The organism is Devosia sp. LC5 (genome assembly GCF_000735585.1).
Taxonomy (GTDB): domain Bacteria; phylum Pseudomonadota; class Alphaproteobacteria; order Rhizobiales; family Devosiaceae; genus Devosia.
The window spans coordinates 15,188-28,852 of the sequence record NZ_JNNO01000004.1 but is presented as its reverse complement, the minus strand read 5'-3'; the positions used below and the strand labels follow the sequence as shown (position 1 = coordinate 28,852).

7 protein-coding genes are annotated in these 13,665 nt (G+C 63.1%); 2 read left to right on the top strand and 5 right to left on the bottom strand.

All coding sequences use genetic code 11. The features are described 5' to 3' along the window. Positions 1-18 precede the first annotated feature (18 nt). A complete protein-coding gene (locus FF80_RS03055) occupies positions 19-1,869 on the bottom strand; it encodes an ABC transporter ATP-binding protein (protein WP_035097441.1) in 1,851 nt (616 codons plus the stop codon). A gap of 322 nt (positions 1,870-2,191) precedes the next feature. Here FF80_RS03055 and pepN point away from each other — a divergent pair, with 322 nt between their 5' ends. Both pepN and FF80_RS03045 read left to right on the top strand, forming a co-directional pair. Next, the gene (gene pepN, locus FF80_RS03050; protein ID WP_035097439.1) at positions 2,192-4,831 is read left to right on the top strand and encodes an aminopeptidase N; all 2,640 of its coding nucleotides are present in this window, start codon (positions 2,192-2,194) and stop codon (positions 4,829-4,831) included. A gap of 179 nt (positions 4,832-5,010) precedes the next feature. Next, positions 5,011-6,675 (top strand): PAS domain-containing sensor histidine kinase, encoded by a 1,665-nt coding sequence (locus tag FF80_RS03045; protein WP_035097437.1) that lies wholly within the window; start codon positions 5,011-5,013, stop codon positions 6,673-6,675. A gap of 104 nt (positions 6,676-6,779) precedes the next feature. On the opposite strand, the gene FF80_RS03040 is transcribed toward FF80_RS03045, so the two are convergent. The 4 genes from FF80_RS03040 to FF80_RS03025 form a co-directional block, all read right to left on the bottom strand. Beyond that, entirely contained in the window at positions 6,780-9,662 is a 2,883-nt protein-coding gene (locus tag FF80_RS03040; protein WP_052153111.1) for a bifunctional [glutamine synthetase] adenylyltransferase/[glutamine synthetase]-adenylyl-L-tyrosine phosphorylase, read from the bottom strand. Between the two features lie 208 nt (positions 9,663-9,870). Continuing rightward, positions 9,871-11,280 (bottom strand): HAMP domain-containing sensor histidine kinase, encoded by a 1,410-nt coding sequence (locus FF80_RS03035; RefSeq protein WP_035097435.1) that lies wholly within the window; start codon positions 11,278-11,280, stop codon positions 9,871-9,873. 3 nt (positions 11,281-11,283) lie between these two features. Next, positions 11,284-11,955: a response regulator transcription factor gene (locus FF80_RS03030; protein ID WP_035097550.1), complete on the bottom strand. Its 672-nt coding sequence runs from the start codon at positions 11,953-11,955 to the stop codon at positions 11,284-11,286. Positions 11,956-12,015: 60 nt separating this feature from the next. Continuing rightward, the gene (locus tag FF80_RS03025) at positions 12,016-13,548 is read right to left on the bottom strand and encodes a Do family serine endopeptidase (RefSeq protein ID WP_035097433.1); all 1,533 of its coding nucleotides are present in this window, start codon (positions 13,546-13,548) and stop codon (positions 12,016-12,018) included. Positions 13,549-13,665 lie beyond the last annotated feature (117 nt).

Here is a 13,665-nt window from a genome sequence, read left to right as displayed (position 1 = left end):
TGGCAGGGCCCGTTTCGATTATTGCGCCGCTTCTTCAGGCTGGTCGGCGTCGATGAAGCCGCCGGACTGGCGGTGCCAAAGGCTGGCGTAGATACCGCCGGTTTCAAGCAGTTGGGCATGGGTGCCCTGCTCGACCACGACGCCCTTATCGAGCACGACCAGCCGGTCCATCATGGCGATGGTGGAGAGGCGGTGGGCGATGGCGATCACCGTCTTGCCCTTCATCAGCAATTGCAGTTGCCCCTGGATGGCCGCCTCGACCTCGCTGTCAAGGGCGGACGTGGCCTCGTCGAGCACCAGGATCGGCGCATTCTTGAGCAGGACGCGGGCAATGGCGATACGCTGCCGCTGTCCGCCCGAGAGCTTGACACCCCGCTCGCCGACATGGGCATCGAAGCCCTTGCGGCCCTGCAGATCGCTCAGCCCCTCGATGAAGCCGGTCGCCTCGGCAAGATCGGCCGCCTCGCGCATCATCTGCTCGGTCGCGTCGGGGCGGCCATAGACGATGTTGTCGCGCACCGAGCGATGCAGCAGGGACGTGTCCTGCGTCACCACGCCGATATTGGCGCGCAGGCTATCCTGCGTGACCTTGGCGATGTCCTGCCCATCCACGAAGATATGGCCATCGGCGCGATCGTAGAAGCGGAGCAGCAGGTTGACGATGGTCGACTTGCCGGCGCCGGAGCGGCCGACCAGGCCGATCTTTTCGCCCGGGCGGATATGCAGGTTGAGATGGTCGATCACGCCGGTTTTCTTGCCGTAGTGGAACGAGACATTCTCGAACTTGATATCGCCCTTGACGGTGCCGATGGCCTGGGCACCCGAGGCATCAGAGACCACACGAGGAAGCGAGAAGGACGCAATGCCGTCCTTGACCGTGCCGATATTCTCGAACAGGGACGACATTTCCCACATCACCCACTGGCTCATGCCCTGGAATCGCATGACCAGGCCCAGCGACACAGCCAGGGCACCCGGACTCATCAGCCCCTGCATCCACAGCCAGATGCCGGTTGCCCCCACCGCAAAGAGCAGCAGGGCATTGGACCACAGCACCAGCATATTGAGCACGGTAAAGAGCCGCATCTGCCGGTAGACGGTGTCGAGGAACTCGTCCATCGCCTCCTTGGCGTAGCTCTCCTCGCGGTTGGAGTGGCTGAAGAGCTTGACCGTGGCGATATTGGTGTAGCTGTCGACGATACGGCCAGTCATCATCGAGCGCGCATCAGCCTGCGCCTGGGAAATCTTGCCCATGCGCGGGATGAAATAGAACATCATCGAGACATAGGCGGCGAGCCAGACCAGGAACGGAATGGCCAGCCGCCAATCGGCCGAAGCCGCCAGGATCACCGCGCCGGTGAAATACACGACGACATAGACCAGCATATCGAGCAGCTTCATGACCACTTCGCGCACCGCGAGCGAGGTCTGCATCAGCTTGGCGCCGATGCGGCCGGCAAACTCATCCTGGAAATAGCTCATCGACTGGCGGATGAGGTAACGATGGCTCATCCAGCGGATACGTTGCGGGAAATTGCCCAGCAGGGTCTGGTGCATGGTCAGCGTCGACACCAGCGCGAATGCGGGCAGGACAAAGATGACCATCGCGCCCATAAGGGCGAGTTTCCAGCCATCGGTTTGCAGGAAGGTGTCGGGATTTGCCCCGGCCAGCCAATTCACCACATCGCCGATAAAGCCGAAGATGATGATTTCGCCGATGGCCACGGCCGCGGCGGCAAATGCCATCAGCGCCAGCCACTTCTTGGCGCCCTGGCTGTAATAAAGGCAGAACGCCAGCAAGCCCTTGGGCGGCTCGGTCGGTTCCGTCGAGGGGTAGGCTTCCAGGCGCCGTTCAAACCAACGCAACATTGTCATTCACCATAGTTTCTGGCCCGCGGGCCCAGCGTTCATGGCCAGAGCCTCTAGGACCTCAAGCATGGTTGAGGTCAAGGCAGAACTGACCGATGGCGCGTAAAGCCGGACGGGAAATTTGGATACCGCGCTCGATACGCCCGCAATTGGCCAGAGGAGCAGCGTGTCGCGGCTTGTGGTGCCTTCTTCCCCATGCCGTCCACTTGGCGAGAAGAAAGAACCGATGCAGTCGCGAGCCCGTTAAGATACACAAAGAGCCGAGTCTGCTGTAGCCCGGCAGACACAATTATTTTCTGACTGTCAGTGACTGGATGTAGCCATGCGCACGGAAACCGAGCACACGATCTATCTCAGGGATTATGCCCCCAGCCCCTACAAAATCACCGCGGTGGATCTCGATTTCCGCATTCTGGCCGACACGACGCGGGTGCGCGCGCTGCTGACCATAGAACCGCAAGCCGAGACAGCGCCGGGTACGCCGCTGGTGCTGGACGGGGATGGGCTCAAGCTCGGCTCAGTGGCTATCGATGGCGCGCCATTGGCGCTTGTCGCCTATGCGGCCGATGACAATGGCCTGACTATTATCGAGCCGCCGCTGCGCCGCTTCGTGCTGGAAACCGAAGTCATGCTCAAGCCCGAGGGCAATCTCAAGCTGATGGGCCTATACCGCTCGAGCGGTACCTGGTGCACGCAATGCGAGCCCGAGGGGTTCCGGCGCATCACCTATTATCTCGACCGGCCGGATAATCTGGCGACCTTCAAGGTGACCATGACAGCGCCGCGCGATCTGGCGCCGGTGTTGCTGGCCAATGGCAATCTGGTGGGCCGGGGCGATGCGGGCGACGGCATGCATTTTGCGGTGTGGGAAGATCCGTTCCCCAAGCCGGCCTATCTCTTTGCGCTGGTAGCAGGCGACCTGGGCTCGATCACCGACAGCTTCACCACCGCCTCGGGCCGCAAGGTGGACCTGGCGATCTATTGCGAGCATGGCAAGGAAGATCAGTGCCATTGGGCGATGGACAGCCTCAAGCGCTCGATGGCCTGGGACGAAAGGCGCTTCGGGCGCGAATATGATCTCGACATCTTCAACATCGTCGCCGTCTCCGATTTCAATTTCGGCGCGATGGAAAACAAGGGCCTCAATATCTTCAACGACAAGCTGGTCTTCGCCCAGTCGGCAACGGCGACCGATGCCGATTATGAGAATATCGAGCGCGTCATAGCGCATGAATATTTCCACAATTGGACAGGCAACAGAATCACTTGCCGGGACTGGTTCCAGCTCTGCCTCAAGGAGGGGCTGACGGTTTATCGCGACCAGGAATTCACCAGCGACGAGCGCAGCCGTGCGGTCAAACGGATTTCGGATGTGGTGACTTTGCGCTCGGCGCAATTCCCCGAGGATGGCGGCCCGCTGGCCCACCCGGCCCGGCCGGACCAGTATCGCGAGATCAACAATTTCTATACGCCCACCGTCTACGAAAAGGGCGCCGAGATCGTCCGCATGCTGGCGACGCTGCTGGGCGAGGCCGGTTTCCGCAAGGGGATGGACCTCTATTTCGAGCGCCATGATGGGGAAGCGACCACGATCGAGGCCTTCCTTGCCGTATTCGCCGAAGCCAATGACGTGGACCTCGAGCAGTTCAAGACCTGGTATCTGCAGGCCGGCACGCCGCGCCTGACCATGAGCGACAGCTATGATGCAGCCAGCCAGACCTATACGCTCACGCTAAGCCAGGAGACGCTACCGACGCCGGGCCAGCCGACCAAGCAGGCGCTGGTATTGCCCATCAAGTTCGGCCTGATCGGCCCCAATGGCAGCCCGATGGGCTGGAGCGCAGTGAGCGGCGGCGAGGTGCGGGACGACATGATCGTGCTGCGCGAGGCGAGCGCCGAGATCACCTTCAAGGGCATTGCCAACAAGCCGGTGCCATCGCTGCTGCGCGAGTTCTCGGCGCCGGTCAATCTCGACACCAATCTGACGCAGGACGATCGCCTGTTCCTGGCCCAGCACGACAGCGACCCCTATGGCCGTTGGCAGGCTTTGCAGGATGTGGCAACTGCGTTGGCTGTGGGCGCGGCGACGGGTAAGCCCTGGTCGGATGCCTCTGTGAATGGTTTGAGCCGGGCCATGGCCGATACGCTGGCCAACAAGGACCTTGACGACGCGTTCAAAGCGCTGGCCTTGAGCCTGCCGGGCGAGGCGCTGATCGGGCGGACCATCGGCAAGGATATCGACCCGGCCCGCATTCACGAGGTGCGCAACGCACTGACCAAAGCAGTGTTTAGCCCGCTGGGCCGCGACTTGCTGATTGCCTATACCAACCTGTCGAGCACCCTGCCCTATCAGCCCGATGCCGCGAGCACGGGCCGTCGCGCGTTACGCAATCGGGTTCTGGCGCTGCTGGTCGGTAGCGAGGCGGCGGGTGCATCGGCTTTGGCGGCAACGCAATATAGCGAAGCAACCAACATGACCGATCGCTATGCGGCGCTGACCATTTTGGGCAGCGCCTGGACGGCGGAAGCGCCGACCGTGCTGGCCGATTTCCGTACCCGCTTCACCGCCAATCCGCTGGTGTTCGACAAATGGCTGATGGTGTCGTCGCTGGCGCAGGATGAGGGTGTGCTGGAGCGCATCAAAGCGATCCTGGCGGCGCCCGACTTCCCCAAGTCCAATCCCAATCGGTTGCGCTCGCTGCTCGGCTCGTTTGTGATGAGCAATCCGGCGCAATTCACCCGCCCGGATGGCGCGGCATTCCGCTTCGTTACCGACGTCGTGGCCGATATCGATACGCGCAATCCGCAAGTGGCGGCACGGGTGCTGACGGGCTTCCGTATCTGGCAAATGCTGGAACCGCAGCGTCGCGAAGCTGCCCGTTCCGCGCTCACCGCGCTGCAGGATGGCGGCAAGCTCAGCCGCAATACGGCCGATATCCTGGCGCGCATGCTGGCGGAGTGAGGCAACCGGAAAATAGAAGAATTTTTCTTCTGCCTCTAAGTGATTCAAACGACTCTCGAATTTGCCTAACGGCGTCCAAGCCCCCATTGAGGGGTCTGGACAAGGCACCCCGGCTTGATTCATGGTTTGTTAAGGGCAAATCGGGTTAGGGCAAACCCATTCATTTACGGGAGAATTCCATGCGGTCGGCGGAGCAATCCGGCGCCGGCGCCGAAGGATTCGGCGCGGGCCAAATACAGTCCGAATTTGACCGCCCCAAGGGCCGCGTGGCCGCTCCGTCTTCTCTGGCCGCTCGTTTCCGGCTCTCCCCGATCACTGCTGCGGTGGCGCTGACCTCACTGCTCGCCGCGACCCTGTTTCTTATCTATGACAGCGCCCGGACCCTGGATGACGTGCAGCGCGAGCTGGCCATGATCGGCACAGCCATCGCCGCCGATATTGCCGACGTTTCCCCGGAATCCGCGGAAATGGCTCTCGTGAACTCCGCCAGCCGCTATGCCAGTGTCATCACGGCCAGCCTGACCGGCGCTGATGCCGGCTCTGCCACGCCGACCCTATTCGGCCAGGCAGTGCCCCTGGGTTCGCATGGCACGCTGGCCCTAGAAGCGGCGCAAATGCCGGCCCTGGCCGGCATGGCTACCCGCAGCGGCATTGCATTCGGGCTCGCTGTGCTCATCACCCTGCTGGTTGCATTCAGGCGCCGCCGCGCCGGCATGCCCGACCTGTTGCAGCGCCAGAATTACCAGACGCTGGCCGCGGCTATCCCTATGGGTGTTGCCTGCTGGACTAGGATGGGCGAGTTGATCGTCTGCAATGACCGCTATCGCGACCGGCTGAACCTGACCGGCGTCAAGGTCAGCTATCATGATGCGGTCAAACGCCTGATCGCCCGGGGCTATATGAAACCGATCAGCGAGGACGAGCATAGCCGCCTGCTCGAGCTGCATGGCGAGGACGGCTCGTGCCTGCTGATCGACGAGCGGCCGCTGGATGACGGCGCCTTCATGACGCTGGTCAGCGACATTACCGAGCGCAAACGCACCGATGCCCTGCTCGCAGCGATCCGCGAAGAGCAACGCCATCTGGCGCGGCGCTATCACGAGGAAAAGCTGCGGGCCGAAGCCGCCAGCCACGCCAAGACCAATTTCCTTGCCCATCTCAGCCACGATATCCGCACTCCGCTCAACCACATTATCGGCTTTGCCGAGCTGATGCGGCACCAGACCTATGGGCCGCTGGGCGATGCGCGCTATGCCGATTATGTCAATTCCATCAAAAGCTCGGGCGAGCATCTGCTGGCTTCGTTCGCCACCATTCTCGACCTGGCCGAACTCGAAGGCGGCCGCAAGGAATTGCGCAGCGAGCCAGTTTCCGTCGATGCCCTGCTCGATAGCGTGGTGCAGCGCTTCCGCGGCCAGGCGCAGCGCGCCGGGCTGACCTTTGCCCTCCGCCAGGGCTGTGGCGCCATCGTCAATGGCGACCGGCTCGGGCTGCAACGCATGGTCGGCAATATCGTTGAAAACGCCATCCGCTTCACCCCGGCCCGCGGGCGGATCACGCTGGCGGCGTTTGCCGCGACCGATGGGGTGGTGATCGAGGTCACCGATACCGGCATCGGCATGGACGAGGAACGGCTGGCTTCGCTCTCGCAGCCTTTTGCGCTGGGCGACGCGACTTTTACCCGGGATGGAGTCGGCCCCGGCCTCGGCATTTCGATTTCCCGCGCAATTGCGGAGCTGAGCGGAGGACGGCTGGCGATCGATTCCAGCCCGTCGCTGGGCACCACTGTGGCGATATCGCTGCCAATCCAGGTGGCGGGGCATGCGCTGGAAGCAGCGGCGTAGGTACTCACGCCATCAGACAGTAGACCTCATCCTGAGCCTGTCGACGGACGAGGTCGTGGCAGGGTGCCCGCATCGGGGGCTCACCGTGAGGTCTATTCGGAGTTCTACAGCCCCTTGGCCTTTTCGTACCAGGCGCCGGCCGCTTCCTGCACCTCGGCTCGCATGGTTGCCAGATCCAGTTCCAGCCGCCCGAAATCGGGATAATGCGTCAGCCCGGCCAGCAATTCCTTGAAGGCCTTCGTCCACGCTTCTTCCTTGAACGGGCTGACCAACGCCGAACTCATCACCTGCAATACAGTGGAATAGACCTCGTGGATTTCGGCCAGGCGCATGCCCTGGGGCACAAGGCCGGTTTGGCCCAGCCGGGCGAGGACTTGCACTGTCAGGGCCTGAGGCAGGCCCACCGTTGCGCCGGCAACGAGTTGGGCGGATTGGGCAATGAATTCGAGATCGACCAGCCCGCCCTTGGCGAGCTTGAGATCGAAGGGATGGCGAGCGGGACGCTCCTTGGCCATCAGCGCGCGCATGGCGACGACATCGGCAATCGTAGTGGCAGCGTCGCGCGGCTGGGCCATGACCTGCCCGACGGCAGCATCGACCTGGAAGCCGAAATCGCCATCGGCGGCGATTACACGGGCGCGGCTGAGGGCCAGATGTTCCCAGGTCCAGGCATTGTCGCGGTGATAGGCACGGAAGCCGGCCAGTGCGGTGGCGAGCGGGCCGGCATTGCCGGACGGCCGCAGCCGCATATCGGCCTCATAGAGTACGCCCTCGGCGGTCGGCGCGGTGATGGCCGTGACGAGGCGCTGGGTGAGGCGGGTGTAGTAATGATTGGTACTCAGCGGCTTGTCGCCGATGGATTCCCCGTCGGGCGCGTCATAGAGCAGGATGAAATCGAGATCGGAGGTCACCGTCATTTCACGGCTGGCCATCTTGCCGAAGGCAAGCAGCGCGACGCGCCCGCCGGGCATGGCGCCGTGGCGGCGCTCGAACTCGGTGCGGACACTGCCGAACAGGCGGTTGAGCAGGGTTTCGGCCAGGGCCGTGAACTGCTCCCCTGCCCCGCTGGCGCTGACCGTGCCAGAGAGCAGGCCGGCCGCGATGAGGAATTTCTGCTCCTGCCCGATAATGCGGGCGCGGTCGATGATTTCCTCATAGGAGCGCGCTTCGGCGAGGAATGCATCGACCTTGGCGACCAGCACGTCGCGATGGGTCACGTCATTGGCGAAAGCGGGGTCGATCAACCCGTCCATGACATGGGCGCGGTGGATCACCGCTTCGGCCATGCGTGGCGCCGAGGCCAGCAATTGCACCAGCAAGGTGCGCAGATGCGGATGGCTGCGCAGCAGCGCGAAGAGCTGTACGCCGGTCGGCAGGCGCGAGAGGAAATTGTCGAAGCGGGCCAAAGCCTCGTCCGCGTTACCGGCGTTGCCGAGCGTCACCAAGAGGGCCGGCAGTAATTCGGTGAGGTGGGCGCGGGCGGCAGAGGCGCGGGTAGCCGGATAGCTGCCATAGTGCCATTTGCGCACGGTCTCGATGGCCTTGTGCGGATCGGCAAAGCCCATGGCGGTGAGGGTTTCGAGCGTGCCGGGGTCGTCATCGCTGCCGGTAAAGACCAGATTGCCTTCACCACTGCCCAAGGTTTCGCCCTCGGTGAAGAGCTCGGAATAATAGCCGACCACCCGCTCCAGCGCGGCCCGATAGGTGTTTTCGAAAGCAATCAGGTCCGGCTCGCCCATCAGGCGGCCGATGACCGCCACCTCATCGGCGGTGGCGGGCATGACATGGGTCTGCTCGTCGCGCAGCATTTGCAGGCGGTTTTCCACGGCGCGCAGATACCAATAGGTCTGCGTCAGTTCGGTGGAGGCCTTGGGCGTGATCCAGTTGGCGTCAGCCAGCGCCGCCAAAGCGTGCGCGGTCGGCTTGACGCGCAAGGCCTTGTCGCGACCACCGGCGATCAATTGCTGGGTCTGGGTGAAGAATTCGATCTCGCGAATGCCGCCGCGCCCGAGCTTGACATTGTGCCCCTCGACCCGGATATCGCCGACATTCTTGGCGATATTGATCTGGCGCTTCATGGCCTGGATATCGGCAATGGTCGCAAAATCCAGATGCTTGCGCCAGACATAGGGGGCAAGCTCCTTGAGGAAGGCTTCGCCCACTTGCTTGTCACCGGCGCAGGCGCGGGCCTTGATCCAGGCGGCGCGTTCCCAATTCTGGCCGCGACTTTCATAATAGGCCATCGCCGCGTCGAACGAGATGGCGACAGGCGTCGAGCCCGGATCGGGGCGCAGGCGCAGATCGGTGCGAAACACGTAGCCATGCCCGCGCCGCTCCTCCATCAGCCCGACCAGCTTCTGGATCATGCGCGAATAGACCTTGGTCGCCTCCGCCGGATTGGCAAGCACGCCCTTTTCGGGATCGTAGAAGGCGACGATGTCGATGTCGGAGGAATAGTTCAGCTCCTGCCCGCCATGCTTGCCCAGCGCGAAAATGGCGAGACCCGATTGAGCGGCAGTGGCCTGCTCAGGCTGGATCGCGAGCAGGCCCTTGGCGCTGGCCTGGCGCATTAGGAAATCGAGGGCTGCATCGAGGGCGGCGTCGGCAAGATCGGACAGCGCGGCGGTGGCCTGTGCGGTGGTCCACACACCGCCGGTTTCAGCCGCTGCCGCCAGCAGCGCCGTGCGGCCCTTGGCGATGCGCAGGACGGGCGAGAGGGCGTTTTCGTCAGCCGCCTCGCGGCCTGTCGTTTCGACTGCGGCGATGATATCGGCAAAGGCGCCATCGGCCGTGTCGGCGAAGGCTTCAGCCAGCCATCCGGCATTGGTTTGGGCCAGTTCGAACAGATAGGGCGCTGATTCAAGTAACGGCCCCAGCGCATTGGCAGCATTGCTGATTATGCCGCGTTGATCAGCCGGAAGCTCAGCGAGCCAGGCGTCAAAACGAGGATGCGCGATCGGCGGCAGGGAGCGGAGCGAAATGACCATGAAAAAGGGATAGCTTGGCGGGTGGGGCAGAGCAAGCCGTGGGCGCTTCTTCCTTCTCCCCTTGAGGGAGAAGGTGCCCGAAGGGCGGATGAGGGGTTGGTCCCGCAGGCAGTGAAGCATGGAGGGCGCAGAACCCCCTCACCCCGACCGTCCGCTGAACGCGTCAGGTCTGTCCCTCTCCCTCAAGGGGCGAGGGGAAGAAAGGGTCCTAGGCCCCCGGCAGATCGATCACCGCTCGCACACCCGGGGCATTATCCTCGATCCGGAACGTCCCCCCGTGTAGCCGCGTCACCGCGTCGACCAGCGACAGCCCCAAGCCAGACCCCGTTTCGGACCGGCTTTTTTCCAGCCGGACGAAGCGTTCCAGCACCCGTTTGCGGTCTTCCTCGGGAATGCCCGGGCCATTATCGGCCACTTCGATCAGCACGCGTCCGCTATCGGTGCGCAGGCCCACATTGATGCGGCCAGTGCCTTCGCCTTCGGGCTTGGCGTATTTGACCGCATTCTCCAGCAGGTTGACCATGGCCTGGCCGATCAGTTCGCGATTGGCACGCAGGTGGACGCCTTCGGCAATGGCGGTTTCAACGACTATGCCCTCGTCCTCAGCCACGGGGCCGTAAAGCTCGGCCACATCGGCCACCACGGCGCTGATATCAACATCGCTGAAGGCGCCGGAGGGCGCGCCGGCTTCGGCGCGGGCGATCATCAGCAGGGCATTGAAGGTCTGGATCAGGCGGTCGCTCTCGGCGATGGTGGTTTCGAGCGCCGCCTGCCGGGTCTCGTCGCTGGCGCCATCTCGCAGTGCCGACTCGGCCTGGTTGCGCAAACGTGTCAGGGGCGTCTTGAGGTCGTGGGCGACATTGTCGGTCACTTCCTTGAGGCCCTGCAATAGCGCCTCGATGCGGTCCAGCATGGCGTTGAGATTGGTGGCAAGGCCATCGAACTCATCCTGCCGCTTGGTGATCGGGATGCGCTCGGAGAGATTGCCCGACATGATCTTGGTGGAGGTGTCGCGGATCGTGTCGATGCGCCGCAGCACGCGGCGCGCGGTGACCCCACCGGCGACCAGCGAAAAGAGAATGATGCCCAGCACCCCGACCAGAAAGCTCTGGACGATGATGGCCGAATAGCCGCGCCGCTCGACAACGTCGCGCCCGACAACAAGGCGCAGGCCATTGCTCAGTTCCACCGAGCGGACCAAGGCATAGCCCGAGCGCGGCGGACGAATATCGGGCAGGCCGGACCCGGCCAGCGGATTGGACCGTTCATAGGCAAAACTATATACGCCCGGGGTGATCAGCACTTCGGGCGGCACGTCGGTCATATTGCCGAGCAGATATTGCCCCGTTGCGTCGCCCAGATAGTAGACGCCGGGACCGGGCTGGCGGGAAATCCGCTCGACGGCAAAGGCGAGCGAACGGATGCTCTGGTTAGCATCCATGCGCTGGAACAGCCGCACTTCGCGGTCGATGTCATCGCTCTGCTGGCGCTGGATCTGGATGCTCGATTGCCAGCCGGTAAAGGCCAGCAGCAGGATAGCAAAGATAACGAAGATCAGGATGAACGTCGCCGTCAGCCGGACCGTCGATGTGCGCCAGAGTTGGACGAAGCGGTTCAATGTCTACTCGCGGATCATGTAGCCGGCGCCGCGCACCGTATGCAGCAGCGGGGAGGCATGCCCCTTGTCGATCTTGGAGCGCAGGCGGGACATGTGTACATCGATGACATTGGTCTGGGGGTCGAAGTGATAGTCCCAGACGTTCTCGAGCAGCATGGTGCGGGTCACCACCTTGCCGGCGTTCTTCATCAGATATTCAAGCAAGCGGAATTCGCGCGGCTGCAGCAGGATGGTTTCGCCATCGCGCTCGACCTTGCGGGAGAGCCGGTCCAGGTGCAGGCCTGCAACCTCATAGCTGGTGGCAGCTTCCGCGGGGCTGGAGCGGCGCGCCAGCACCTCGATACGGGCCAGCAATTCGGTAAAGGCATAGGGCTTGGTGAGATAGTCGTCGCCGCCGGCGCGCAGGCCGGTCACGCGGTCATCGACTTCACCAAGGGCTGAGAGAATGAGAACGGGGGTCTTGTCGTCTTCGGCGCGCAAGCTTTCGACGATGGACAGGCCATCGCGGCGCGGCAGCATCCGATCGACGATCAGCACGTCATAGTCCATGCCCGAAGCCATGGCATAACCGGTTTCGCCATCGGCAGCGTGGTGGGTGATGTGTCCGGCTTCATCGAGCGCCTGGATGAGATAACTCGCGGCCTCGCGATCATCTTCGATGAGCAAAATTTTCACCGCAGGCTCCATCCAGGTTGAGAAGATGGCCCCGGAGTGATCTCCGGGGCCGGGTTTGGCTTAGTTGCCGAGCGGCAGGCCGATGAAGCGCGCCTCGCCATCGCGGCTGGCCTTGACCAGGGCGGTGTTGAGCCCACGCGCCTTGACCGCATCGAGGGCCGATTCAAATTCCTGCACCGAGGATACCGGCTTGTTGTCGACTTCAAGGATCGAGTCGCCAACGGCGAGGCCCTTGGAGGCAGCCTGGCTATCGGCATCGACGTCCTGGATCAGCAGACCGCCCGAGCCGTCAGAGTTCGGCACCAAGGTAATGCCGACGCTGGAGGGCGAGGGAGCCACCGGCGCCGGAGGCGTCGGGGTGTTCTGCTCGTTCTGGGCCACTTCTTCATTCAGCTTGCCCAGCTTGACCGATAGCTTGGTCTCCTTGCCGTCGCGCCAGATGGTCAGCTCGACAGTGGAGTCCGGCGCCTTGTTGGCAATGGTGCGGCTGAGGCCGAGCGCATCGTCAATCGGGGTGCCGTCAACGGCGGTGATGATGTCACCGGACTTGACGCCAGCGGGACCGGCAGGACCATCGGGAGCCGCATCGCGGACAATGGCACCCTTGGCATCGGCCAGGCCCACGCCATCGGCGATGTCACGGGTCACGTCCTGAATGGACACGCCGAGATAGCCGCGGGTCACCGAACCGCTCTCGATCAACTGGCCCGCAATGGCCTTGACCGTGGCAGCGGGGATGGCGAAGGCGATACCGACATTGCCGCCATTTGGCGAATAGATAGCGGTATTGACGCCCACCACTTCGCCATTGCTGTTAAAGGCCGGGCCGCCCGAATTGCCCGTATTGACGGCAGCGTCGATCTGCAGGAAATCGCCATAGTTCGAGCCGCCGATATTGCGGCCCGATGCGGAGATGACGCCGGCCGTCACCGTGCCACCAAGGCCGAACGGGTTGCCGATGGCCACCACCCAATCGCCGACGCGTGGCGGGGCTTCATCGAATTTGACGAAGGGCAGATCGGTGCCTTCGATCTTGACCACGGCCAGGTCGGTGCGCTCGTCGGTGCCGACGATCGTGGCTTCCTTTTCGGTGCCGTCATCGAACACCACGGTCACCTTGGTCGCGTCAGCGACGACGTGATTATTGGTGACGATATAGCCGTCGCCGGAAATCACGAAGCCCGAGCCGGCGGCCATGTAGCGGCGCGGCTCCTGGTCGGGGGCACCCTGCGGGCCACCGCGTGGCCCGTTACCGAACTGGTTGAAAAAGTCATGGAACGGGTGATCGGGCGGCAGGTCCGGGAACTGGAATTGGAACTGGCCACCACCGCGCTGCACATTGCGGGCCGACGAATCTTCCGCCTCGACCAGAATGGAGACCACGGCGGGCTTCACCGCCTCGACCAGATCGGCAAAACCGGCCTGGGGCACGGCGGTCGGGGGCACGACGATCTGCGCCGCCGGCTGAACCTGAGCGTTGGCCACCTGGCCCGTCAGGACATAGGCGGTGCTGACGCCACCAATGCCTACCATGAGAGCCAGGACCGAAGCTCCGAGCCAGCGGCGGGTACGCGAAAGAATAGTCGGGCGCATGGATTCAATCTCCTTGGACAAGCCTCAACAGCTTATGGCGACAGGTTATGAACCCCGCGATCTTTCTAAGATGTTGCGCCAACATTAAGGTTTCGCAATGTTGCTGGCGGGAATGCG